Genomic DNA, 23219 nt, shown 5'->3' with positions numbered 1-23219 from the left:
CTGAACGGCGGGTGTCCGGCTGGTTTCGCAAGAACATACCCAGAGGTAGAGGCGGTGGACTCGGGACTCACCGCCTTGACCGACCGGACACCCGTGAGTGACCGGTTTGCCCCCCATCGGCCGGAACAGCCGCGCTCAGGCGGCGCTGCGCATCAGGCCCTGGGTGTCCACCGTGGCCACCAGATCGCCTGCCCGCGTGAAGATCTGGATCCGGCCGTGCATCCGGCCATTGCCCGCGAAGTTGCTCTCGCACCGCATGAGCAGCCAGTCGTGGAGGCTGAACGGGCGGTGGAAGGTGACCGTCTGGGCGAGCATCGCGGCGGCCCCGCGACCACCGAGACGCGCGATCTCGGACTGCGTATAGGGCCGCATGGCGACCGGGCCCAGGAAGCCCTCGCTGCCGTGGGCCAGCAGGGCGCGGGCGAGACCGGGCTCGTCCGGAGCCTTGTCGCAGCGCATCCACACGTCCAGGGTCGGCGGCCCGGCCAGCTCGAGAGCGAGCGCATCGGCCCCGCCGAGCGTGCGAACCTCCCAGGGCAGCAGCGCGCAGGGCAGTTCGTCGCACTCGTCGGGACCGGGAACGTCCTCGGGCAGGCGGGCACTGTGGGCGAGGAAATCGGGCTCCTCGACGCTCAGCATGGCCAGCACACACGCGCGTGTTCGCGCCCTTCCTGCCGGAACGACACCTGGACGGTCGCCAGCGCCCGGCCGGACTGAACGGTCTCGACCTCCACCTCGACATCGCGATCCGCGTACCCGCCGCGCGGAAACACCCCGTGCAGCGACTGGACGGCCATGTGCGGCACCGTGCGCTCGGCCGCGATGACGGCCTGGGCGAGCGTCTGACTGCCCAGGGTCGTCGGCAGCGTCGAGGTGACGTTGCGGGCCCGGAACCTCCCGGGCCCGGCCTCGGTCAGATCGAGAACATCGAGCAGGTCCGTCAGGTCGACGACCGGCCACATGTGGGTACCACCAGCCATGGCCGAATGTTTGCACACCCGGCCGTGGAAATCCGCACGGGTCCCGCTCGCCGGATCAGCTCCGCTCCGCGATCAGCGCGGGAGTCTCGTCCCCGGATCGCGCCGCGCCGCGGAAGGAAACCGCCGCGACGGACAGGATCCCGACGGCGAAGCAGGCGAGGGTGTACCAGAGGTTGCCGATGGGGTCGCCGTTCTCGGTGACGCCGTTCTTCGCGTCGAAGAAGTCCGGGAGGGCCGTCGCCCACAGGACCGCGAAGACGACGAGGTAGAGCGTGGCGTAGACGCGGACGAAGGCATTGTCGTAGCGCGGTTCGGTGCTGCCCGGCTGCCGCAGGCGCGACCACTGGCGATACATCAGCCAGACCGCCACCACCGAGAGCGCGATCAGTTCGAGCGCGTAGATGACGCCGCGCACGGTGGTGCTGCCGGCGCCGAGGACCGTGGCCGGAAGCGGGAGGATGAAGGTGCCCGCGGACGCCGCGAGACCGATCACCACTGTGCGCCAGGTCAATTGGAGACCGGTGAAATGCTCACCGGCATCCACGCGGCGACCCACGAACCGGTACACGCAGAACGCCAGCGACATCGGCCACAGGGCGGCGAAGACCACCACGCTCGGCAGCGGCACCGAATCGAACATGGGCTGGTTGAGCGGGTTGTCGGTGGTCCACTCCCACCAGCGCAGCTGCGGGCCGATCTGATCGAAGATCTCGTAGAACGCATGGTGCACGAAACCGACGCAGGTCGCGCCCGCGAGCGCGCCGTAGCGGAAAACGCCCAGCATGCGCACGATCTCGTAGGCGATCGTGGCCATGAACGGGTAGATCGCCACGATGTAGAGCGGCAGGCGGCCCCACAGGAAGTCCACCGTGAACACGTTGTGCGCGAACATCGTGTCCACGTGTCCCGAAATGCCGAACGCGGCAGGGAAATACAACGGCGGCTCGATGACGAACAGGTACGCGGTCGCGCCGAACCACAGCACCAGATTGGTCGGGTCGCCGTGGCGGCGCAGCCGGATGACGGCCCACACCAGCGCGAGGATCGAGCCCAGGATGATCGTCGTCTCCAGGACCGGCAGGGTCCAGTTCTCCAGTGCCAGCGGGCTTCTCAGCTCGAACAGCCCGCCCGCCTCCTCGCAGGAGAAGCCGAGCGACTTCGCCAGCCCGGCGAAGGTGGGTGCGCAATGCTCGGCCATCAGTTCGCTCCCGCCCCGGACGTCTCGGCGGTATACCAGCGGGTCACGTCGTAACCCTCCTGGTAGCGCTTGAACCACACGTCGGCCAGAGCGGGCGTCGTCTCGTGCGCCGGATTGTGTTTGGGCAGCTGGCTGCGGATGACCCCGCGCAGCGCGACGAGCTGCTCACCCAGCGGCAGATCGTCGAAGGCGCGCGGGCCCGGACCCGCGTAGGGCAGCGCGAGGCTGGGCACCACCTTGCCCAGCAGCTGCTGATAGCGGTAGGTCGCGAACATCGACATGGCGTCGATCTTCCGCTCCTCCAGCGGCACATGCTTGTTGAATCCGGCGCACGCGATCCGCACCATGCGCAGCACGTGCCGGAAGATCGACGGCGCCACCCGCATCCGGTAGAGGTCGCTGCCCACCAGCGAATCGAAGATGATCAGCGCGGAACTACGGTGCTCGACCTCCTCGACGAAATGCCAGATGAACAGCGACGCGACGCGGTCGTCGCCGGGCCGGAAGAGCGAGGCCTCGTTGTCGAGCATCAGCTTGAACACCGAGGTGAAGGTGGCCTCCAGGTCGGCGGTGTAGGCCAGGCGATACTTCAGCGGCTTCTCGGCGGTGAGCTTGTCGAATTCGCCGACCACCTCGTCGAGGGTCTCCTGCAGGCCCGGGTAGGCGCGGATCAGGCCGCGCACATGCTGGCGGTGCGCGGTCGAATGCTGGCCCTCCTGCCGCATGAAGGCGTCGGCTTCCTCGGCCACCTCGGGGTCGGTGAACTGCGACTTCGCCTGGGTGATCATCTGCACGATCATCTTCTCGAAACCGATGGCCAGGAACGACACCGCGTTGGCCATGCTGGAGAAGGCCGGGTTCTCCGGATTCCAGAGGAACGGCACATCGTGTTGTTCGAACGCGAAAGTCAGCTTCCGCACAATCAGGTCAGTCATATCGGGCGATTCCTCGTCTTCCGGAAGGGCTGGGGTCCGGTGGCCCGGTCGCGCGCTCCGATGCCGCTGTGAACATACAAACATACACAGCCACGTACAAGTGTATGATTTGAAATCCCTGCTCAGCGGGATCGCGCGCCGAATGCGACCCTTCCGGGTGTTACGGTCTGGCCATGGCACGCAGGCGCGGGTGGGGCGGGAGTCCGCCGGAGAACGACGAGGAGGCGGCGGCTCGAATCGTCGCCGCCGCAGTCGAATTGATCGCGCGCACGGGCTCGGAGATCAGCATCGCCGACGTCGCGGAATCCCTCGGCGTGATCCGGCAGACCGTGTACCGCTACTTCCCCAGCGCCGACGCCCTCATGCGGGCCTCCGCCATCGCCTCGGTCGCCGGCTTCCTGGACCGCCTCGAAGCGCAGGTCAGCGGCATGACCGATCCCGTCGAGGCGATGACCCACGGCATCGCCTACACCCTCACCGAGGTCCGCCGCACCCCGCACCTGGGCCTGCTGCTGGCCGCCACCTCCTCCAACGCCGACCCCGCCGGCATCACCTCCGAGGAGGCGCAGGCCTTCGGCCTCACGATGATCAAGCGATTCGACGTCGACTGGCGGCATTACGGCTACGACGACGAGTCCCTGGCCGAACTCGTCGAATTCCTGCTCCGCACCATGCAGTCCTTCTTCATCTCCCCGGGCAACCCGCCCCGCTCCGACGCCGAACTGCGCCGCTACCTGCGCCGCTGGATGGGGTCGGCCATCATCGCCCAATCCACGGTCATGAACTAGGCGCACCGCTCACCGGGGATCGTTAGCGCTGCTCTCGAGTGCTACCGTGCCTCCAAAAGGAGGGCAGGGTTATGAAAAATGTTGTGGCACAGCTGGCGGGCGGGTTCAACGCGGGCATGGTGGCGCTGACCAAGCTCCCGGTCATCGGGCCGTTCGTGGGGCGCGGGCTGGTGGTCATCACCTACACCGGGCGGCGGTCGGGGAAGACGTTCTCCATTCCGGTCGGGTACATGCGGTCGGGCAAGGACATCGTCATCGGAGTGGCCATGCCGGAGAAGAAGACCTGGTGGCGGAACTTCCTGGGCGAGGGCGGGCCGATCTCGCTGCACCTGAACGGCGTGGATCGCAGCGGGCACGCGGTGACCGAGCGCGACAACGGGCGGGTCAGCGTGCGGGTGACGCTCGACGACACGGTCTAGCCTGGAGGGGTGCCGGTGCTGCGCGTGACCGTGGAATTCGCCGATGGGGCGCATCGGTCACTGCGCGTGTGCTGGTCCTCGGACACGGACGCACCGCGCTTCGAGTCCGCGCGGGTGTTCCTGGTCGCCGTCGAATCCCGCTCGCCCCGAACCTATCTGAGTCTGGTCGATCGGCTGGATCGCGCTTCGGTCCAGCTGCCCGAGGACCTGCCCGCGGGGACGTATGCGATCGAGGTCGACGCCTACGGCAGCTCGAGCTGGGGTGACGGGCGGCTGGACGCGCGCGGGCGCAGTCCGGAATTCACCCTCGAACCCGCCTAACCATCCGCCGGTCGCGACGGCGACCGGCGGTCGATTGGTGCGGCGAAGTCCACCGGGCCGAGCAGGTCCGCGACATGCAGCAAGGGGCCCGCATAGCCGGGAATCAGGTTCGGGTTGTTGAACTTTCCCGCCGGGAAGTAGCCGAGCAGCCCATTACCCTGCAGCGTCCACTGCGGCACCGCGTCAGCGATGTGCGCGGCGATCAAGGGCGGGCTGATCATGGCCTTGGCGTGCGAAGCGTCTGCGGCGCTGATCTGATACTGCGCGTCGAACATGACATTGCCGGTCGCGGTCGGCTTGTCGCCGAACAAGGCCCGCCCGAACTGCGACATCAAGCCGCGTCGTTGCACCGCCAGCCACGGATGGGGCCGATCCAGCAGGACCAGCACGACGATGTACCGGTGGGTGTGCGTGGTCGTGGAATCGCCCGAGCTCGAGGTGGTCTGGTAGGAGTACTCCGCGACCGTCACCCAGTGGCCGCCCAGCATGCCGGTCACCGCGATGCCGAGTCGTCGGCGGCTGCGGCCCGGCAGCCGGTTGATCCAGGGTGCGGAGCCGCCGTCCTGGAACTGCCATCCATTGGTCATCGCCCACTGCCATACCCGGGCCCTGCGGTCCCGCTCGCTGTGGGCCGCCATGGTCGCCGCCGCGACCAGCAGGAGCAATGGAACGCCGACGCAAATACCCAGCGAGAAGATCAACGATTCCATGGGGGCCCCTTTCCGTCGGAGGCCAGATTTCGCGAGTGATCTTCCGGTTTGCTTAACAAGAACTTTGGGGCACGATCGGGTCATGAAGGTTCACCACCTGAACTGCGGCACCATGCGGTTGCCGTTCGCGACGTACGTCTGTCACGTGCTGCTGATCGAAACCGCGGCGGCCGGTCTGGTGCTGGTGGATTGCGGATTCGGCCTGGCGGATATCGCCGATCCCGCGGGGCGGCTGGGGCCCAGTCGGTTCATGAACCGTCCCATCCTGGATCCGGCGGAGACCGCGGTGCGTCAGCTCGCGGGCCTGGGCTACTCGCCCGAGGATGTCCGCCACATCGTCGCCACCCACCTCGACGGGGATCACATCGGCGGCATGGCCGACTTCCCGCACGCCACCTTGCATGTCACCGCCGCGGAGGCGCTGGGGGCGATGCACGAGCCGACCTGGCAGGAGCGCAACCGCTTCCGCCCGGGGCTCTGGGCGCACGGGCCGAAGATCGTCGAGTACGCGCCGGCGGGGGAGAGCTGGCGGGGGTTCACCGCGCGGGAGCTGACCGAGATCAGCCCCGGAATCGTGTTGATCCCCATGCCCGGTCACACCCGAGGCCACGCGGCGGTCGCGGTCGACGCCGGTCACCGCTGGGTGCTGCACTGCGGCGACGCCTTCCTGCACCCGGGCCGCCTGGACGGGTCGCCGGTGCCGCGCATGCACGCGCTCGCCGAGAACCTCCTCGCCCACGACCGCGCGGTGATGCACGCCAATCAGGCGCGTCTGGCCGAGCTGTACCGGTCGAGCGGCCCGGATCTGCTGATGGTGTGCGCGCACGACCCCGGCATGCTGGAGGACGCGGTCGCCACCGCCTGAGCCGATCCCGGCTGGGCGGCAACGGTATTCGGGGGGACCCGCCCGGGCGCACCGGATATGCTGCCTGGCGGACCGCCGCGCCGGGAACAGGGCAGCGGGGAGGATCGAGGGGAGACAACAGGATATGCGGGGTGGATGGGCCAAACGGGGCCTGGTGGGAGCCGCGCTGGCGACCGTGGTGCCGTGGGCGGCGGTGGTGACGGCCGGACCGGTCGCGGCGGAGCCGAATCCCAAGGCATTCGACTTCTTCGTCGACTCGGGCATGGGGTCGATCAAGACCCGGATCGTGCGGGCGGCGGACGGCAATACCGATCGGGTGGTGTACCTGCTCGACGGTGAACGCGCCCAGAACGACTACAACGGCTGGGAGCTGCACACCGAAATCCCGGCCGCACTGGCCAAATTCAATATCAATGTGGTGCTGCCGGTCGGCGGCGAGTCCAGCTTCTATCAGGACTGGGACGCCCCGAGCAGCTTCGGCGGCGTGAATCCGGACGCCGGGCTGTTCCCGAGCCGCGACTCCGGGTCGGCCATCGCGGGCTGGGACGAGAGCTCCGGCAAGTCCTACACCTATCAGTGGGAGACCTTCCTCACCCACGATCTGCGGGACGCGCTACGGGATCGGCTGGGGTTCAGCGACTCTCGCAACGGCATCTTCGGACTGTCCAGCGGCGGCAGCGCGGCGCTGCTCATGGCCGCCTACCATCCGGACCAGTTCGTCTACGCCGGTTCGATGTCGGGCTATCTGTCCCTGGCGGCGCCCGGCATGCGGGAGGCGCTGCGCCTGGCGCTGCTCGCCGCGGGCGGCTACAACATCGATTCCATGGCGGCCGCGGGCAGCGCCAAATGGCAGCGCATGGACCCGTACGGCTTCGCGCCCAAGCTGATCGAGAACAACACGCGGCTCTACATCGCCGCGGGCAGCGGGACCCCGGCGCAACAGGACCTGTCCTCGGCGGACGCGATCATCCAGGGCATGCCCCTGGAAGGCATCGCCCTGGCCAACACCAAGGCGTTCCAGTCCCGCCTGCAGGCGCTCGGCTACGACAATGTCAGCTACGACTTCCCGAGCATCGGCGTCCACAACTGGGGCAACTGGGAACAGGTCGCGACGCGCATGCTGCCGGACCTGGCCCAGCACATCGGCAAGCCGCTGCCGCCGGGTGCGCAGCCGGGCCCGCCGCCCGGGGACGGTCCGGGCGGTGCGCAGCCGCCGAACGGTCCCGCCGGCCCGCCGCCGCAGAACTAGCGGGTCGTGACACCGAAGATCCGCTGCCGACCGGTTCACCGGCCGGCGGCGGATCTTCTGGTGCGCGGGTCAGCGGGCGTTGTCGACGGCCAGCAGGTGGAAGGCCGTCTTGCCCGCCTGGCCGAAGTTGTTGTCCGAGACCAGGATCAACGAGCGGCCGCCGCCGGGCAGCTCCGGACCCCAGGTCATGCCCTCGGCGCACTGGGGGTCGATGCCGTTGGCGGTGAAATCGAACAGCAGCCGCTTGGACATCGGCTTGGCCGACGCCGGAGCCGAGGCCGCACCGGTCACCGGATCCGCACCGGCGGTGGAGGTTTCATAGATGCGGGCGGTGAAGCCCTGGTTCGGGACGAGGCTGCGTTCCAGGGTCAGGTAGCGGTCGCCGTCGATCGAGAGGATCTCGGCGACACCGGTGGCGACCGGCAGCGCGCCGGGGGCGACCTTGTCGACCGGGTAGATGTACTCGCCCAGGTCCGCGCCGGTGGTGTGGTGGATCCGCACCAGGCGGGCGCGGCTCTCCACATCCGATCCGGCCGCGGGACCGTCCTGGGTCAGGGCGTTCTCGCTGAGCGCGACGATGGACGAACCGGCCGCGTCCATGGCCTCGAACCCGAGGTTGTCACGAATGCCGGACTGCGGGACGCCCTGGGCGTCGAGCACCGGCGTGAAGGCCTCGGGCACCGGAATGTCGCGGACGTAGGAGCCGTCGAGGTTCGCCTCGCGGATGAAGCCCGGTCGGCCGACCTTCGCCTCGCCCTCGCTGGTGTAGTAGAAGCCCTTGTGATTCGGGGTCCAGCGAATGGACTCGGTGTCGGAGGCGCGCGGGGCGTACGGGTTGCCGTCGGCGTCGCGCAGCTTTATGAGGGTGTCGAACGCCGGGTCGCCCAGGCGGCCGTCCGCGCCGATCGGCAGCCGCAGCGTATAGGCCCGCACCGGTCCCTGTTCGCCGCGGTTGTCGCTGATGGCGAGGTAGTTCTTCTTCGCGTTGTCGTAGTCGATGCCCGACAGGCCGCCCACCTTGAAGCCGCCGAACTGGGTGTCGTCCGACAGCGTCACCGAGTTGACGTAGCGAATGCCGATCGCGGTGTCCGCCCGGCCCGCCGGCGTCGAATCCAGTGGTAGCAGCGGTGCGGTGAGGCCCACGGTCACGGCGCAGGCGACGGTGCTCAGGCGTGCGAACTTCATTGGCGTGAAGGCCCTTTCGTTACGGGGAAGCGCTGCTTCCCGGTAAGCGTCCGAACCCTCACGCCGGTCGGCCAGAGATCGTCCCGCTCAGCGGATTCCGGCCGGGAATTTCGTCTAAACGTCCAATCCGTAGGTGAGGACGTCCGGGTCGGGGCCGATCCGGGTGCCCTGATCCAGGGCGGTGACGCGGTGCATCTGGTCGGCGGTCAGCTCGAAACCGAAGACGTCGAAGTTCTCCCGGATGCGGGACGGCGTCACCGACTTCGGGATCACCACGGTGCCCAGCTGCAGATGCCAGCGGATGATCACCTGCGCCGGGGTGCGCCCGGTCTCCTCCGCGACCTCCACCACGACCGGATCCTTCAGATCCGCGCCCCGCCCGAGTGGACTCCACGCCTCGGTCGCGATGCCGTTGTCGGCGTGGAAGGCGCGCAGATCCGCCTGCCCCAGATGCGGATGCAGTTCGATCTGGTTCACCGCGGGGATCTCGCCGGTCTCGGCCATCACCCGGGACAGATGGTCGCGGGTGAAGTTCGAGACGCCGATCGAACCGACCCGGCCCTGCGACTTCAGCGTCTGGAAGGCCCGGAAGGTGTCGACGAACCGGTTCGCCTGGGCCACCGGCCAATGGATGAGGTACAGGTCCAGGTAGTCCAGCCCGAGCCGGGCCGTGCTCTCGTCGAAGGCGCGCAGGGTCGAGTCGTAGCCCTGCTCGGAGTTCCACAGCTTCGTGGTCACGTAGACCTCGTCGCGCGGCACGCCGGACTCGCGGATCGCGCGGCCCACTTCGACCTCGTTGCCGTAGATCGCGGCCGTGTCGATGCTGCGGTATCCCGCGCCGAGCGCGGCGGTCACGACGTCGAACGCCTCCGCGTCGGCGACCTGGAACACCCCGAAACCGAGCGTCGGAATCACATGTCCGTCGTTCAGGACGACCGACGGCACCGTGCTGCTCTCGCTGCGAAAGGTCATATCGATCGACTATAGGCTTCCCGCGCCGCCCGGCTACGGCGTCCGGGCCGGGTCGGCGCGGATGGGGTCGTCCCCGGCCCAGCCCCAGCGGCTCTCCACCCGTACGGTGACCGGGGCGGCGGGGGCGTCGACGTACGGGGTGAGGCGCTGCAGTTCGCCCCAGTCACGGGTCCAGTCGTGGTCCAGGTAGGCGGGGACGGTCTCGGAACGCGCCAGCAGATCCGACCAGCCGAGCGGGCCGCCGCCCGAATCGCCCTGCCAGGTGGTGGCGACCTGGGCATTGAGCTTGTCGGGCAGGATGCGCCAGGCCGGGAGCTGGGCGACGCCGTCGCGGTGGTCGAACGGGCGCTGGCACGGGAAGGCCAGGCCGACATGGAAATCCGTCAGCACCGGGGCGTCGTGGCCGACCACCGCGTCCAGGGTGGCCAGGCGCGGCAGGCGTGGCGGTGTGAGGGCCAGCCACTGCTGACCGGTGGGGTCGTCCGCGGTGGCGATCAAGCGAATGGCATTGGCGCCGACGGGGACTCGGTCCAGGGGGATGGGCAGGTTGCGCCATCCGGGTGCGCCGCCGACCGTGGGCGGGGTCAGATCGCCGCGGGGCTGGAGGGTGCCGTCGTCGGCGCGATGCGCGAACTCCACGCGGAGGGCGGCTCCCTCGACCCGGTGGCCCTGCTGCTCGCCCGCGATATGACCGGCGACGGTCAGGATCAGCGCCTTGAATGCCGAGTCCGGTTGCGCCGCCTCCTGATCCAGGCGATACCACTGGGTCGTCAGGTGGCTGGGCCGAGGGTGATCGGTGGTGTAGTTGCCCAGCACCGGTGTGCGTGTGGGATCCAGGCCGTAGGGCAGGGCGACGGTGCTGCCATTGATGCCGGGATCGGACTTGGGTTTGTCGGCCGGGCCGCCGGGTGGGGGAGTGGACGGCTTGCCGCCGTTCCCGGCGCCGCCGCCCGGGCCGCCTTCGGGGGCGAGGTCGCCGACGCCGTTGGCGGTGAATCCGCTGTTGTCGGCGGCGAGTCCATCCGCCGGTGCGCCCGTGTAAGGCTGGAGGACCGAGTCCGCCGTCGCGGTCTCCACCAGGACGTCGTCGGCCACCGCGCACGGTTTGCCCTCCAGCGCGCGGATATTCGACAGCGCGACGGAGTACGCCGGGTATTGCGACCAGGCGGCCGAAGCCATGGTCGCCACTTCGAAGGCCACGAGCGCGGCGGCGGCGATGGTCAGCGGCCGAATGGCGATCCTGGCGAAAGGCGAGGCAGCGCCGCTGTTTCCGGCCGATCGATAGGGTTCGCGCCAGTACTGCCAGGCGGCCACGGCCAGGCACAGCGCACCCAGCCCGAAGATCAGCGACGCGAGGCCGACGCCACCCGCCAGCGGTGCGCGATCGGGCCAGCGCACGCCGTAGCCGGAGACGTACCACCAGCCGTTGGAACCGGTGAAGCTGAACGCCACCAGGAACTGGACCGCCGCCGCGAACGCGGTGCGCAAATACGGTAGTCGAATACCGTTGCCGCCCATCGCGACCGCCGTCACCGCGGCCAGCGCTCCCGCCAGACCGGCGTAGACGCCGAAGTGGTGGGTCCATTTGGTCGGCGTGAAGGCCATGAGCAGCGGCGACATCACGGCGATGCCGAGCAACCGGGCGACCGGGCCGCGCGCGGTGTCCGGAATCCGTCCGCCCTTGCGCAGCGCCACCGCCAGGCAGACGGCCAGGCACAGCAGCATGGCGAGCACGCCGAAGCGGCGGGCCAGGGATCCGTCCGGGGTCAGCGAGAGCAGTGAGATCCAGCGGGTCGGCTCATCGGGCCAGGAGAAGTCGGGGCCAACGAGTTTTCGCACCCGGGTGGCCTCGGCGACCGACGCCAGCGTCTGATCGGCGAAGACGACCGTCAGCACCAGGGTCCCCGCCGTGAGCACGGGGGCGATGCGCGCGAGATGTCCGAGCACCCCGCCGGAGGCAGCCCGGACCTGGGCGACCAGCACGAACAGCACCCGCCGCGAACCGGCGAACAGCGCTGCCAGGCAGATCAATCCGGACGGACCGGCCGCCAGGGAGAACGCCGCGATCAGGACTGCCACCGCGGCGGGCAGCAGGCGCCGCGTCGCGATGGCGCGCTCGATGGAACACCAGGTCAGGAGCGCGCCCAGGGCGATGAACGGTTCGGGACGCAGGCCGTTGTCGTACGGCAACCACAGGGCGAGGAACACCAGTGCCGCCGTCCATCGCGGTCCCGCCGACCGCACCCGGGAACCCAAGCGCGGCAGCACTTCCCGGCTGATCACCCACCAGCTCAGCACCCCGGCCAGCAGCGCGGGCAATCGCAGCCAGACGCTCGCCTCACTGATCCGGGTCATCTGGGCCAGCAATTCGTACGGCCACCCGAACGGCGCCTCGGCCACCCCGTACCAGCGGTAGTAGTTCGCGGTATAGCCCGCGTGCTTCGACACCCGCGCCATGGTGAGGATGTAGCCGTCATCGGAGGTATTGGCCCCGATCACGTGCCAGACGCCCAGCGTCGCGAGCACCACCGCGTCGGTGCCGGTGAACCGCCACCAGCGCGCGGGCAGGAACCGCCGTCGCCGCCGCCCGTCGGCGGCATCGAGGAAGTACAGGCAGACCAACGCCACCAGCGTGCACAGTCCCGCGCCCGCCATGGCCGCCAGCTTCCACAGGCTCGGCCGTGACGAGAACCGCGCGTCCACCTCGGCGTGCAGCGTGGCATCGCCCAGCCGAGCCTGATCCAGATCGGTGTACACGCCCACGATCCGCGGCCGCACATCCTCGGCCACCGTGGACCGGAACGGCTTACCCTCCGGGGTCGCGAGTCCGGTCAGCTCGGCGGTCGTCCCGCTCGCGGTCGAGTGCACGATCAGAGCGTCGCAACCGTTGTGCGGCACGATATTCGGAGTCGAACCGGCGCCGGTGCCGGGTCCGGGCGCGGTGCCGCTTCCGGAACCGGCGGGCGGCAGCGGTGCGTCGGCGGCCGGTGTGGATCCGGCCGGGGGAGTGGTGCCCGCGGGCGGCGTCGGCCCGGTGGGCGGTACGGGCCCGGCAGGGGGAGTCGGGCCTCCCGGTGGGGTCTGACCCGCCGGTGGTGTGGAGCCCGGCGGCGGCGTCGATCCGGCCGGCGGCGTGGCGCCCGCGGGCGGCGTCGGGCCGCCGGACGGAGCGGGGCCGGTGGGCGTCGTCCCGCCCTGGGGCAGCTTGGCGCCGGCGGGCGGAGTTCCTGTCGCGGATGGCGGGACCGCTGCCGGGGTCGAACCCGGTGCGGGCGGCACGGCTTGCGGCGTGACGCCCGAGGGCGTGGTGATCGCGGTCTCGGAAGCTGTTCCTACGCCCGTCATCTGGAATACCGATGCCGTGATCAGCGGCTTGTTGCGCAGTGTCACCGACAGGGTGCGCCCGCTGCCCGGCAGTTCCTCGATCCGCGCGATCAACCCCGTGGCGGAGCCGCCCGGGGCCTGGGCCGGCACCGTCGACAGCACGGTGCCGCTGGGCAGCTCCCGGAGCGCCGCGCACGGCACCCGGAGATCGAGCGTGAGCGGCACATAGTCCACCAGTGGCGCGGTCAGCTGAATCGCCTGCGCCGGTTGCCAATCGATACTCGCCCGATCCTGCCGGACCGGCAGCAGCGGCACCAGCACCGCCAGCAGAACACCGAGCACCCCCGCCACGAGGGCGATCAGTCGAATGTGAAAACTTCCCCCGGAAACTGAACGCACGAACGCCGATGCTAGCCATCGCCTCCGCGAATCTCATCGCGGATTTCCGCGGCCCCCGTTTCAGTGGCCGGCGATCGACCGCATCCAGTCCAGGACCACGGCGTGGTAGCCGCCGGTATTCGGGGCCAGATTGACGGCGTGGCCGCTGTCGGGCACCACGTGGGTGCGCAGTCGTGCGGCGGGCGAGAAGTACTGCTGTTCAGCCGCGTACAGGGTCGCGGTGTCGGTACAGGTGCCGAAGCCGGGGCCGCACACCATGCGGTCGCGGCTGCCGTCCACGATGAGCACGGGCGCGGAGATGAAGCTGGACATACCCGGCAGGGTGGAGAGCAGGCCGTCCGGGTATTCGGTGAGCGAGAAGGTCTCCTTGGTGGCCTCGTCGAGGGCGACCACCCGCGGATCCGGGTCCAGGCCGTAGAAGTCGGCGGCGCGGGTGCCGGGCCGGGTCACCAGGTAGCCGGGATCGTAACCGCGCCCGGCGAACCCGGGATCGTCGACGGCCCGCTGATAGGTGCTGATGACGCCGAGGACGTCCGGCACGCTGAGCGTGTGGGAGTAGCCGGTGAGCAGGACGCCGTCGACATCGTGGTAGCCGGTGGCCTCCATGACCGAGGTGCCCGAACTCAGCGAATGCCCGGCGGTGACCACCGTGGTGAAGGGCGCGTTGCCCGCCAGTCCGGCCCGCAGCGCGGTGACCATGCCGTGCAGCGCTTCCGCGGTGGCGGTGGCGGTCAGGCTGACGCTGAGCGGGCGGGTGCTCGCCCCGTTGCCGAGCCGGTCGGCCACCAGTGTCGCGTACCCGGCCTTGTTCATGGCCTGGCGGAAGTTGTAGGTCTCCGGCTGGTAGGGGAAGTCCCAGTAGACGTGGTTGTAGTTGGAGCCCGACATCAGGACCATGACGGTGTCGGTCGGCCCGTCGGGCAGGCAGAGCGTGGCCGCCACCGTCCCCTGCGGCACCGGGAAGGTCAGGTGCTGGCAGCGGTCCGGTGCGGGTTCGCTCGCGTGGGCCGGACCGGTGACGAGAGCGAGCAGAGTCGCGGCCGCGCACACGGCCGACGTCCGTAATGAGGTGCGCACGTGCGGAAATCCCCTGAGCGGTTCGATTCCGGCCATCTTCTGGCGAATGACGATACTCCACACCGAGATCCGCGACCTACCCATCGAGAAATGTGATCGAAGATCTACGATGCACGGTATGGGCGCGCGAAATGTGCACTTCGTCGGGAGCTTTCCGGCCGAGAGCACCGGCGATGCGATGCGGGCGATGCTGGACGGTGCGGGCCCGCGGTTACGCACCCTGCCCACGGGGGAGACCCGCCGCTACGAGTGGTACATCCAGCCCATCATCGACGACCTGGTCGCCCAGGGTGCGCTCGAGGTGAAGAGGAGCGGCACCTGGCTCTCCAGTCACGAACGCACCATCCACCGTGCGGCCCGGGGTGTCGCGCTGACCGGCGGCATGATGGAACTGGGGTACCTGGCCGAGGCCCAGGAGGCGATGCCGATCTTCCGGGCACTGCGCGCGGAACGGGATCTGCCCGGGCTGTCGCTGCAGATCGGGATGCCCACCGCCTTCACCCTGGCGTTCATCGCCATGGGCCGGTGCGGCGTGCGCAAGCATCGGAAAGCTTTCCAGGACGCCAGTATTCGCGATATCGAGACCATTCGCGCGCTGGCCGGTGACGACGTGGTCGTGCAGTTCGAGGCGACCGCCGAGATGGTGCTGATGGCCACGACCCAGCCCCTGCACCGGCAGGTGGAGGCGGCGGCCGGCCTGGGTCGCGGCATCGCCGAGATGGCCGCGGCGACACCGCCGGGGACCCGCATCGGCGTCCATTTGTGCCTGGGCAGCATGAACAACAAGGCGCGAACCACCTTGCGGGACACCAGACCGCTGGTGACGCTGGCGAATTCGATTGCCCGGCAGTGGCCTTCGGGAAGAACCCTGGAATTCATCCACGGCCCGCTGGCGGCCGGAGACATCCCGCCGTCCACGGATCCCGCCTTCTACGCGCCCCTCGCGGGCCTGGACCTGCCCGCGGGCGCCCGCTTCCACGCCGGGCTGGTCCACGAAAGCCCCACCGAGGCAGCGCAAATCGAGACGCTGCGGATCGTCGAGAAGGCACTGGGTCGTCCGGTCGACGGGGTGGCCAGTGCGTGCGGTCTGGGCCGCCGACCGCGCCCGATCGCCGACGCTCTGGTCACTCGCGCCGGCTTCCTCGCCACCGCAGGCTGATTCGGCCTCAGCCCAGGCTGATTCGGCCTCAGCCGACGACCGACTTCATCCAATCGACGACGACGGCGTGGTAGTCGCGGGTGTTCGGGGCCAGGTTGATGGCGTGACCACTGTCGGGCAGCACGTAGGCGCGCAACTTCGCGGCCGGTGAGAAGTAGGGACTCTCGGCGGCCTGGAGGGTGGCGCTGTCGGCACAGACACTGAAGCCCGGACCACAGACCATGCGGTCGCGGCTCCCGTCCACCAACAGCACCGGGGCGGTCATCAGGCTGGACTCGCCGGGCAGCGTGGCGAGCAGGCCGTCGGGATACTCGGTGAGGGAGAAGGTCTCCTTGGTGGCCTCGTCGAGGGCGACCACCTGCGGATCCGGGTTCAGGCCGTGGAAGTCGGCGGCGCGGGCCCCGGGGCGGGTGACCAGATACGTGGAATCGTAACCGCGCCCGGCGAATCCGGGATCCTCGACGGCTGGATAGTAGCTGCTGATCACCCCCAGCACGTCGGGGACGCTGAGCGTGTGCGAGTAGCCGGTGAGCACGACGCCGTCCACGTCGTGATAGCCGATGGCCTCCATGACCGAGGTGCTCGACGTGAGCGAGTGCCCGACCGTGACCACCTTGGCGAAGGGGGCTTTGCCCGCCAGTCCGGCGCGCAGCGACTGCACCATGACGTGCAGGGCGTCGGCGGTGGCGGTGGCCGTCAGCGAGAGACTGGGCGGCCGGGTGCTCGCGCCGTTGCCGAGCCGGTCGGCCACCAGTGTCGCGTATCCGGCCTTGTTCATGGCCTGGCGGAAGTTGTAGGTCTCCGGCTGGTACGGGAAGTCCCAGTAGACGTGGTTGTAGTTGGAGCCCGACATCAGGACCATGACCGCGTCGGCGGGACCGTCGGGCAGGCACAGCGTCCCCGACAGCGTGCCCTGCGACACCGGGAAGCTGACGTCCTGGCACCGGCCGGCCGTCGAGTCGTCGGCCTGGGCGACGCCCGGGGTGAAGCACAACAGCGTCGCGGCGGCGCTCACAGCCAGCGCACGGAACTTGGTGTGCACGTGGGTAATTCCCTTCCGGGGATCGGGATGGGCTGCGGCTCAGAGCTTCCGGCCGATACCACAGAGGACGACGAGACTGGTCGGGCCCGGGTCGACCGCGAGCCACTCGTTGGCGGCGACCAGACCCGGGGGCAGCATCTCCATGCCGTCGAAGAACTCCCGCACCCGTTCCGGCGGGCGGAAATCGGGCTGGGCGGGGCTGTTCGCGGCATTGGTGGCGGCGGTGTTCTTGAAGAACGGGTGGGTATTGGTCGAGGCGTGCTGGATGGCGAGCAGGCTGCCCGGGGCCATGGCCTCGCGCAGGCGGGCCACCGCTTCGAACGGCTTCTCGTCGTCCATGACGAAATGCAGGACACCCACGATGAGGAAGGCGACCGGCTGCGAGAAGTCGATTCCGGCTTCGATACGCGCCAATTCGAGAATCTTGTCCGGTTCGCGAATGTCGGCGAGGATCGGCGTCACGCCCGGCGCGCCGGTCAGCAAGGCATTGCTGTGGGCGAACACCACGGGATCGAAATCGATGGACGCCACGATCGAGGTCGGCTCGATCTCCTGCGCCACCTCGTGCACATTCGGCGAGATCGGAATGCCCGCGCCGATATCCACGAACTGGCGGATACCCGCGTCGGCGGCCAACTCGACGGCACGCAGCAGGAAACGCCGACTGTGCCAGGCGGTCACCCGGGTATCGGGCGCGACTTCGAGCATCCGATCGCCGTATTCGCGATCGGCGTCGTAGTTGTCCTTGCCGCCGAGCATGTAGTTGTACACCCGAGCAGGGTTGGGCCGGAACGGGTCCACACCAACCGGTGCTCGATTGTTCTCAGACACCGCACCTCCCTCGACATCCACGCCGATGGTAACAATCGGCGGCGCGCGCCAGAGGGAAACGCGCAGCTTACCCGCAACCCGCCAGAATGGTGCCCATGACGCGAATCGGAACCGAGCGGGTACCGGTGGGAGCGGGGCCCCTGACGCGGGCGGCGGTGGTGGCGGTGGCCCGCCGCCACGCGTGGGTGGACGTCGACGCGCGGGCACTGGCGGACCTGGAACGCAGGCGCCGCGACATCGACGAGCTGGCGCACAGCGACCGGCCCGTCTACGGGGTGTCCACCGGATTCGGGGCGCTGGCCCTGCGGCACATTCCGGCGGATCGGCGAACCGACCTGCAGCGCTCGCTGATTCGCTCGCACGCCGCGGGGGCCGGAGCGCCCGTCGAACCCGAGGTGGTGCGCGCCATGATGCTGCTGCGGCTGCGCACCTTGTTGTCCGGGTACACCGGCGTCCGGCCCGAAACCGCCCGTGCACTGGCCGCGCTCCTGGACAGCGGACTGATTCCGGTGGTGCCGGAATACGGTTCGCTGGGCTGCTCGGGCGATCTGGCCCCGCTGGCCGCGGTCGCGCTGGCGCTCATGGGGGAAGGCTCGGTGCTCGGCCCCGACGGCGCGCGACCCATCGCGCCCGCGCTGGCCGAGCACGGACTGACCCCGATCATCTTGGCGGAGAAGGAAGGTCTGGCCCTCACGAACGGCACCGAAGGCATGCTCGGCATGCTGGTGCTGGCCATCGAGGACCTGCATCGGCTCTTCGACCTGGCCGACCTCACCGCCGCCATGAGCGTGGAGGCGCTGCTCGGCACCGACCGCGTCTTCGCCGCCGACCTCCAGGCGCTGCGCCCGCATCCCGGGCAGGCGGTGTCGGCCGCGCGTATGCGGACGGCGCTGGCCGGATCGGAGATCGTGGCCAGCCATCGCGGCGAGGACTGCCCGCGCGTCCAGGACGCCTATTCGCTGCGGTGCGCACCGCAGGTACACGGCGCGGCCCGCGACACCCTCACCCACGCCGAGACCGTCGCCGAACGCGAATTGGCCTCCGCCATCGACAATCCCGTGGTGCTGGCCGACGGCCGGGTGGAGTCCAACGGCAACTTCCACGGGGCGCCGGTGGGCTATGTGCTCGACTTCCTGGCCATCGCCGTCGCCGACGTGGCCGGGATCGCCGAGCGGCGCACCGACCGGATGCTCGACGTGCACCGCTCGCACGGGCTGCCCGCGTTCCTGGCGGCCGACCCGGGCGTCGACTCCGGGTACATGATCGCGCAGTACACGCAGGCCGGGGTGGTGTCGGAGCTGAAGCGATGCGCGGTCCCGGCGTCGGTGGACTCCATCCCCTCGAGCGCCATGCAGGAGGACCACGTGTCCATGGGGTGGTCGGCGGCCCGCAAACTGCGCCGTGCGGTGGACGGGCTGACGACCGTGCTGACCATCGAACTGCTCACCGCCGCAAGAGCCTTGGACTTCCGCGCGCCGCTGCGGCCCGCTCCGGTGACCGGCGCCCTGCGGGACCTGGTCCGCACCCGGGTCCCCGGCCCCGGACCCGATCGGCATCTCGCGCCCGATATCGCCGCCGTCACCGACCTCCTGCATTCAGGAGCGATGGATCACCTTCTCGGACAAGGGGTTTCGTCATGACCAGAACGGTTCGCGCGGCCCGCGGCAGCACCCTCACCGCCCGCACCTGGCAGACCGAGGCCGCCTGGCGGATGCTGCACAACAACCTCGATCCCGACGTGGCCGAACGACCCGGCGACCTGGTCGTCTACGGCGGCACCGGCAAAGCCGCCCGCGACTGGCGCTGCTTCGACGCCATCGCCCGCACCCTCGTCGACCTGAGCGCCGACGAGACGCTGCTGGTGCAGTCCGGCAAGCCGGTCGGCGTGCTGCGCACCCACGAATGGGCGCCCCGGGTCCTCATCGCCAACTCGAATCTGGTGCCGGACTGGGCGAACTGGCCGGAATTCCGGCGGCTGGAGGCGGCCGGGCTGACCATGTACGGGCAGATGACCGCCGGATCCTGGATCTACATCGGCACCCAGGGCATCCTGCAGGGCACCTACGAGACCTTCGCGGCGGTGGCGGCCAAGCGTTTCGGCGGCACCCTCGCCGGAACCCTCACCCTGACCGCCGGCCTGGGCGGTATGGGCGGGGCGCAACCACTGGCCGTCACCATGAACGGCGGCGTGGCGCTGTGCGTCGAATGCGATCCGCGCCATGCCCGGCGGCGGGTCGAGACCCGCTACCTCGACGAGATCGCCGACGACATCGACGACGCCCTGACCCGGGTGCTCGCCGCCAAGGCCGCACGGCGGCCACTGTCGGTGGGGCTCATCGGCAATGCCGCCGAAGTACTGCCGGAACTGCTGCGCCGGGAGGTCCCGGTGGACATCGTCACCGACCAGACCTCCGCCCACGATCCGCTGACCTACCTGCCGATCGGCGTCGCCGTCGAGGACTGGGACGACTACGCGGGCCGCAAACCCGACGAATTCACCCGCCGCGCACGGGAATCCATGGCCATCCACGTGGGGGCCATGGTCGGGTTCCTGGACCGGGGCGCGGAGGTCTTCGACTACGGCAACTCGATTCGCGGCGAGGCGAAACTGGCCGGATACGAGCGGGCCTTCGACTTCCCCGGTTTCGTCCCCGCCTACATCCGCCCGCTGTTCTGCGAGGGCAAGGGACCGTTCCGGTGGGTCGCGCTGTCCGGCGACCCGGCCGATATCGCCGCCACCGATCGCGCCGTCCTCGACCTGTTCCCGGAACAGGAATCCCTGGCTCGCTGGATCCGGCTGGCCCGCGACCGGGTCGCCTTCCAGGGCCTGCCCGCCCGCATCTGCTGGCTCGGCTACGGCGAACGGCAGGCCGCCGGACTGCGCTTCAACGAACTGGTCGCGGACGGGACGGTCAGCGCGCCGCTGGTGATCGGGCGCGACCACCTCGACTGCGGGTCGGTCGCCTCGCCGTACCGCGAAACCGAGGGCATGGCCGACGGTTCCGACGCCATCGCCGACTGGCCACTGCTCAACGCCCTCGTCAATACGGCGTCCGGGGCGAGCTGGGTGTCCATCCACCACGGCGGCGGGGTCGGCATGGGGCGCTCCATCCACGCCGGACAGGTGACCGTCGCGGACGGGACGCCGCTGGCCGCGCAGAAACTCGACCGGGTGCTCACCAATGATCCGGCCACGGGGGTGTTCCGGCACGTCGATGCCGGATACCCGGAGGCCGATGCCGTCGCGCGGGCGAAGGGCGTCCGAATTCCTCTGGGGGAGGCCTGAATTGACCACCTACTGGGGTGAGCGCGCGTGGCTGCCGTCGGGGGTGGCGGAGGGGGTGCGCATCGATGTCGCCGAGGGCGTCATCGTGGCGGTGGCCAGCGGTGAACGGGCCTGCGGGACCCGGCTGCCCGGCATGGTGGTGCCGGGGTTCGCCAACGCGCACTCGCACGCGTTCCATCGGGCGCTGCGCGGACGGGCCCAGTCGGGTCGGGGCAGCTTCTGGACCTGGCGGGACCGCATGTACGCGGTCGCCGCACGCCTGGAGCCGGACTCCTATTACCGGCTGGCGCGCGCGGTGTACGCCGAGATGGTGCTCGCGGGCTACACCAGCGTCGCGGAGTTCCACTACCTGCATCATGCGGCGCACGGGCAGCGGTACGCCGACTCCAACGAGTTCTCGCACGCGCTGGTCGCGGCCGCCACCGATGCCGGGATCCGGCTGACGCTGCTCGACGTGTGTTATCTGGCAGGCGGTTTCGGTCAGCCGACGGCCGGTGCGCAGCAGCGGTTCGACGACGGCGATGCGGAGGCGTGGGCGCAGCGGCTCGAATCCTTCTCCCCGGCAAGGGGATTGGTGCAGGTCGGGGCGGCGATCCACTCGGTGCGGGCCGTCCCCGCGGATCAGCTGCCCACTGTGGTACATGGCGCGGGGGACCGGACCCTGCACGTCCACCTGTCCGAGCAGCCGCGGGAGAACGAGGAATGCCTCGCGGTCCACGGCTGCACGCCCACCGAACTGCTCGCGGCCGCCGGTGCGCTCGGCCCGCGCACGGTCGCGGTGCACGCGACTCATCTGACGCCCGGGGATATCACCGCCCTCGGGGAGTGCTGGGCGTGCCTGTGCCCCGGTACGGAAGCCGATCTCGGCGACGGCATCGGGCCCGCCCGGGCGCTGGCCGACGCCGGGGTGCGGCTGGCGCTCGGCAGTGACGGGCAGTCGGTCATCGACCCCTGGTTCGAGGCGCGGGCCCTGGAAATGCACGAACGGCTCCGCAGCGGCGAGCGGGGACGATTCGGCGCGGGCGAACTGCGGTCCGCCGCCACCGCACACGCCGCCTCGGGATGGACCGGCCCGGGCGTGATCGCTCCCGGCCGGGACGCCGACCTGGTGTGCGTGGACACGGCGTCACCGCGCACCGCGGGCGTGACCGGGGACGGAATTTTGTTCGCGGCCACCGCATCCGACGTCACCGATGTCATGGTCGCGGGCCGCTGGGTGGTCCGCGATCGCGCCCACGGAACCCTCGGCGATGTCGCCGCGGCCCTCGACACCGAGATCGGAGCACTATGGCGATGAACCCGGAGACCACGGTCATCACCGGCATCGGCGAACTCACCACCAATACGGCGGAGTACGGCGTCCTGCGCGACGCGGCCCTGGTGATCGAGTACGACCTTGTGCGCTGGATCGGCCCCACCGCGTCGGCTCCGGCTGCCGATCACCACGTGGACGCCGGAGGCAGGGCCGTACTGCCCGGCTGGGTGGACAGCCACACCCACCTGGTGTTCGCGGGGGATCGCACCGCCGAATTCGGGGCCCGGATGAGCGGAATCCCGTACTCCGCGGGCGGTATTCGCACCACGGTCGATGCCACCCGAGCGGTCAGCGATGCCACCCTGGCCGCGAACCTGCGGCGGTTGCGGGCCGAAGCCCTGCGTCAGGGCACCACCTACCTGGAGACCAAGACCGGTTACGGGCTGACCGTCGCCGACGAACAGCGCTGTGCCATGGTGGCCGCCGACATCGCGGACGAGGTCACGTTCCTGGGCGCGCACATGGTCCCGCCCGAACTGTCCGCCGACGAGTACCTGGACCTGGTCTGCGGACCCATGCTCGACGCGGTCGCGCCGTATGTCCGCTGGACCGATGTCTTCTGTGAGACAGGCGCTTTCGACGCCGATCAGTCGGCCCGGGTGCTGACGGCGGGCCGCGCACGCGGCCTGGGTCTTCGCGTCCACGGCAATCAACTGGGCCCCGGGCCGGGTGTCCGACTGGCCGTCGAGCACGGCGCGGCCAGTGTCGACCACTGCACCCACCTGACCGACGCCGATGTCGACGCGCTGGCCGATTCCACCACCATCGCCACCCTGCTGCCGGCCTGCGACCTCTCCACTCGCCAGCCACTCGCCCCCGCCCGCCGCCTGCTGGACGCCGGCGCCCGGATCGCGCTCGCCACGAACGCCAACCCCGGCAGCTCCTATACGACCTCCATGGCCTACTGCGTGGCCACCGCGGTCCTGCAGATGAATCTGACTATCGCCGAGGCGATCTGGGCCGCGACCGCGGGCGGCGCCCAAGCGCTCGCCCACGATCTGTCGGCGCCCGGCGCGGTGGGGGTGCTGCGCCCGGACTCCGCGGCCGACCTCCACATGCTCGACGCACCCTCCGCCATCCATCTCGCGTACCGCCCCGGCGTCCCGCTGACCCGGTCGGTCTGGCGGCGCGGCGAACAGGTGCGGCCCGGCTAGCCGGAGCGCT

Annotated in this window: 21 protein-coding genes; 10 read left to right on the top strand and 11 right to left on the bottom strand. The window is 69.9% G+C overall.

All coding sequences use genetic code 11. From position 1 onward, the window contains the following. Window positions 1-135: 135 nt before the first annotated feature. Genes ACQPYY_RS25865 through ACQPYY_RS25850 form a run of 4 tightly spaced genes read right to left on the bottom strand, consistent with a single transcriptional unit; the run spans window position 136 to window position 3113 of the window. Window positions 136-639 carry an acyl-CoA thioesterase gene (locus tag ACQPYY_RS25865; protein WP_433594732.1) on the bottom strand — a complete coding sequence of 168 codons (504 nt, stop codon included), beginning with the start codon at window positions 637-639 and terminating at the stop codon, window positions 136-138. Continuing rightward, window positions 633-980 carry an acyl-CoA thioesterase domain-containing protein gene (locus ACQPYY_RS25860; protein ID WP_433591311.1) on the bottom strand — a complete coding sequence of 116 codons (348 nt, stop codon included), beginning with the start codon at window positions 978-980 and terminating at the stop codon, window positions 633-635. Before ACQPYY_RS25860 ends, ACQPYY_RS25865 begins: the two co-directional genes overlap by 7 nt. 55 nt (window positions 981-1035) lie before the next feature. Then, window positions 1036-2178: a hypothetical protein gene (locus ACQPYY_RS25855; protein ID WP_433591310.1), complete on the bottom strand. Its 1143-nt coding sequence runs from the start codon at window positions 2176-2178 to the stop codon at window positions 1036-1038. Then, window positions 2178-3113 (bottom strand): metal-dependent hydrolase, encoded by a 936-nt coding sequence (locus ACQPYY_RS25850; RefSeq protein ID WP_379094758.1) that lies wholly within the window; start codon window positions 3111-3113, stop codon window positions 2178-2180. Before ACQPYY_RS25850 ends, ACQPYY_RS25855 begins: the two co-directional genes overlap by 1 nt. A gap of 173 nt (window positions 3114-3286) precedes the next feature. Here ACQPYY_RS25850 and ACQPYY_RS25845 point away from each other — a divergent pair, with 173 nt between their 5' ends. The 3 genes from ACQPYY_RS25845 to ACQPYY_RS25835 all read left to right on the top strand — a co-directional run bounded on the left by ACQPYY_RS25845 (window position 3287) and on the right by ACQPYY_RS25835 (window position 4641). Continuing rightward, window positions 3287-3901: a TetR/AcrR family transcriptional regulator gene (locus ACQPYY_RS25845; protein ID WP_379094761.1), complete on the top strand. Its 615-nt coding sequence runs from the start codon at window positions 3287-3289 to the stop codon at window positions 3899-3901. 71 nt (window positions 3902-3972) lie between these two features. Beyond that, on the top strand, window positions 3973-4320 hold the full coding sequence (locus ACQPYY_RS25840; protein ID WP_379094764.1) for a hypothetical protein: 348 nt from the start codon (window positions 3973-3975) through the stop codon (window positions 4318-4320). 9 nt (window positions 4321-4329) lie between these two features. Then, window positions 4330-4641 (top strand): hypothetical protein, encoded by a 312-nt coding sequence (locus ACQPYY_RS25835; protein ID WP_433591309.1) that lies wholly within the window; start codon window positions 4330-4332, stop codon window positions 4639-4641. Here the strand turns inward: ACQPYY_RS25835 and ACQPYY_RS25830 are convergent. Next, entirely contained in the window at window positions 4638-5351 is a 714-nt protein-coding gene (locus tag ACQPYY_RS25830) for a hypothetical protein (RefSeq protein ID WP_433591308.1), read from the bottom strand. The genes ACQPYY_RS25835 and ACQPYY_RS25830 overlap by 4 nt on opposite strands. Window positions 5352-5433: 82 nt before the next feature. Here ACQPYY_RS25830 and ACQPYY_RS25825 point away from each other — a divergent pair, with 82 nt between their 5' ends. Continuing rightward, window positions 5434-6216 (top strand): MBL fold metallo-hydrolase, encoded by a 783-nt coding sequence (locus tag ACQPYY_RS25825; RefSeq protein WP_433591307.1) that lies wholly within the window; start codon window positions 5434-5436, stop codon window positions 6214-6216. Between the two features lie 124 nt (window positions 6217-6340). Further along, on the top strand, window positions 6341-7465 hold the full coding sequence (locus ACQPYY_RS25820; RefSeq protein WP_433591306.1) for an alpha/beta hydrolase: 1125 nt from the start codon (window positions 6341-6343) through the stop codon (window positions 7463-7465). 69 nt (window positions 7466-7534) lie between these two features. On the opposite strand, the gene ACQPYY_RS25815 is transcribed toward ACQPYY_RS25820, so the two are convergent. The 4 genes from ACQPYY_RS25815 to ACQPYY_RS25800 all read right to left on the bottom strand — a co-directional run bounded on the left by ACQPYY_RS25815 (window position 7535) and on the right by ACQPYY_RS25800 (window position 14506). Then, complete coding sequence (locus tag ACQPYY_RS25815) at window positions 7535-8650, bottom strand: esterase-like activity of phytase family protein (protein ID WP_433591305.1); 1116 nt, start codon at window positions 8648-8650, stop codon at window positions 7535-7537. Between the two features lie 114 nt (window positions 8651-8764). Next, window positions 8765-9622, bottom strand: a complete 858-nt coding sequence (locus tag ACQPYY_RS25810) for an aldo/keto reductase (RefSeq protein WP_433591304.1) — start codon at window positions 9620-9622, stop codon at window positions 8765-8767. A 33-nt stretch (window positions 9623-9655) separates the two neighbouring features. Then, a complete protein-coding gene (locus ACQPYY_RS25805) occupies window positions 9656-13345 on the bottom strand; it encodes an arabinosyltransferase domain-containing protein (RefSeq protein ID WP_433591303.1) in 3690 nt (1229 codons plus the stop codon). A gap of 60 nt (window positions 13346-13405) precedes the next feature. Continuing rightward, entirely contained in the window at window positions 13406-14506 is a 1101-nt protein-coding gene (locus ACQPYY_RS25800) for an alpha/beta hydrolase (protein ID WP_433591302.1), read from the bottom strand. 34 nt (window positions 14507-14540) lie between these two features. Here ACQPYY_RS25800 and ACQPYY_RS25795 point away from each other — a divergent pair, with 34 nt between their 5' ends. Next, window positions 14541-15581 (top strand): hypothetical protein, encoded by a 1041-nt coding sequence (locus ACQPYY_RS25795; RefSeq protein WP_433591301.1) that lies wholly within the window; start codon window positions 14541-14543, stop codon window positions 15579-15581. A 28-nt stretch (window positions 15582-15609) separates the two neighbouring features. On the opposite strand, the gene ACQPYY_RS25790 is transcribed toward ACQPYY_RS25795, so the two are convergent. Together ACQPYY_RS25790 and ACQPYY_RS25785 are read right to left on the bottom strand one after the other, a co-directional pair. Beyond that, entirely contained in the window at window positions 15610-16623 is a 1014-nt protein-coding gene (locus ACQPYY_RS25790; RefSeq protein ID WP_433591300.1) for an alpha/beta hydrolase, read from the bottom strand. Between the two features lie 39 nt (window positions 16624-16662). Then, window positions 16663-17454: an SAM-dependent methyltransferase gene (locus ACQPYY_RS25785; protein ID WP_379094793.1), complete on the bottom strand. Its 792-nt coding sequence runs from the start codon at window positions 17452-17454 to the stop codon at window positions 16663-16665. A 95-nt stretch (window positions 17455-17549) separates the two neighbouring features. Here ACQPYY_RS25785 and hutH point away from each other — a divergent pair, with 95 nt between their 5' ends. From hutH to hutI, 4 genes are read left to right on the top strand one after another with little or no spacing between them, the layout of a single operon-like run. Next, window positions 17550-19094: a histidine ammonia-lyase gene (gene hutH / locus ACQPYY_RS25780; RefSeq protein WP_379094796.1), complete on the top strand. Its 1545-nt coding sequence runs from the start codon at window positions 17550-17552 to the stop codon at window positions 19092-19094. Next, window positions 19091-20740, top strand: coding sequence for a urocanate hydratase (gene hutU, locus ACQPYY_RS25775; RefSeq protein WP_379094799.1), 1650 nt, complete (start codon window positions 19091-19093; stop codon window positions 20738-20740). The genes hutH and hutU overlap by 4 nt, the downstream gene beginning before the upstream one ends. A 1-nt stretch (window position 20741) precedes the next feature. Next, a complete protein-coding gene (locus ACQPYY_RS25770) occupies window positions 20742-22037 on the top strand; it encodes a formimidoylglutamate deiminase (RefSeq protein ID WP_433591299.1) in 1296 nt (431 codons plus the stop codon). Beyond that, complete coding sequence (gene hutI, locus ACQPYY_RS25765) at window positions 22034-23209, top strand: imidazolonepropionase (RefSeq protein ID WP_433594731.1); 1176 nt, start codon at window positions 22034-22036, stop codon at window positions 23207-23209. Before ACQPYY_RS25770 ends, hutI begins: the two co-directional genes overlap by 4 nt. The last annotated feature ends 10 nt before the right edge of the window (window positions 23210-23219 follow it).

The organism is Nocardia sp. CA-145437 (assembly GCF_050956485.1).
In the GTDB taxonomy this organism is placed as follows: Bacteria; Actinomycetota; Actinomycetes; order Mycobacteriales; family Mycobacteriaceae; genus Nocardia.
This window is presented reverse-complemented; position numbering and strand designations above follow the sequence as displayed.

Excerpts from the sequence above, each read along its gene's own strand:
- hutH (WP_379094796.1), top strand. The coding sequence starts at position 17,550 with ATGACGCGAATCGGAACCGAGCGGGTACCGGTGGGAGCGGGGCCCCTG.
- ACQPYY_RS25825 (WP_433591307.1), top strand. The coding sequence starts at position 5,434 with ATGAAGGTTCACCACCTGAACTGCGGCACCATGCGGTTGCCGTTCGCG.
- ACQPYY_RS25845 (WP_379094761.1), top strand. The coding sequence starts at position 3,287 with ATGGCACGCAGGCGCGGGTGGGGCGGGAGTCCGCCGGAGAACGACGAG.
- ACQPYY_RS25810 (WP_433591304.1), bottom strand. The coding sequence starts at position 9,622 with ATGACCTTTCGCAGCGAGAGCAGCACGGTGCCGTCGGTCGTCCTGAAC.
- ACQPYY_RS25860 (WP_433591311.1), bottom strand. The coding sequence starts at position 980 with ATGGCTGGTGGTACCCACATGTGGCCGGTCGTCGACCTGACGGACCTG.
- ACQPYY_RS25850 (WP_379094758.1), bottom strand. The coding sequence starts at position 3,113 with ATGACTGACCTGATTGTGCGGAAGCTGACTTTCGCGTTCGAACAACAC.
- ACQPYY_RS25800 (WP_433591302.1), bottom strand. The coding sequence starts at position 14,506 with ATGGGTAGGTCGCGGATCTCGGTGTGGAGTATCGTCATTCGCCAGAAG.
- ACQPYY_RS25840 (WP_379094764.1), top strand. The coding sequence starts at position 3,973 with ATGAAAAATGTTGTGGCACAGCTGGCGGGCGGGTTCAACGCGGGCATG.
- ACQPYY_RS25815 (WP_433591305.1), bottom strand. The coding sequence starts at position 8,650 with ATGAAGTTCGCACGCCTGAGCACCGTCGCCTGCGCCGTGACCGTGGGC.
- hutU (WP_379094799.1), top strand. The coding sequence starts at position 19,091 with ATGACCAGAACGGTTCGCGCGGCCCGCGGCAGCACCCTCACCGCCCGC.
- ACQPYY_RS25820 (WP_433591306.1), top strand. The coding sequence starts at position 6,341 with ATGCGGGGTGGATGGGCCAAACGGGGCCTGGTGGGAGCCGCGCTGGCG.
- ACQPYY_RS25795 (WP_433591301.1), top strand. The coding sequence starts at position 14,541 with ATGGGCGCGCGAAATGTGCACTTCGTCGGGAGCTTTCCGGCCGAGAGC.
- ACQPYY_RS25830 (WP_433591308.1), bottom strand. The coding sequence starts at position 5,351 with ATGGAATCGTTGATCTTCTCGCTGGGTATTTGCGTCGGCGTTCCATTG.
- ACQPYY_RS25865 (WP_433594732.1), bottom strand. The coding sequence starts at position 639 with ATGCTGAGCGTCGAGGAGCCCGATTTCCTCGCCCACAGTGCCCGCCTG.
- ACQPYY_RS25855 (WP_433591310.1), bottom strand. The coding sequence starts at position 2,178 with ATGGCCGAGCATTGCGCACCCACCTTCGCCGGGCTGGCGAAGTCGCTC.
- hutI (WP_433594731.1), top strand. The coding sequence starts at position 22,034 with ATGAACCCGGAGACCACGGTCATCACCGGCATCGGCGAACTCACCACC.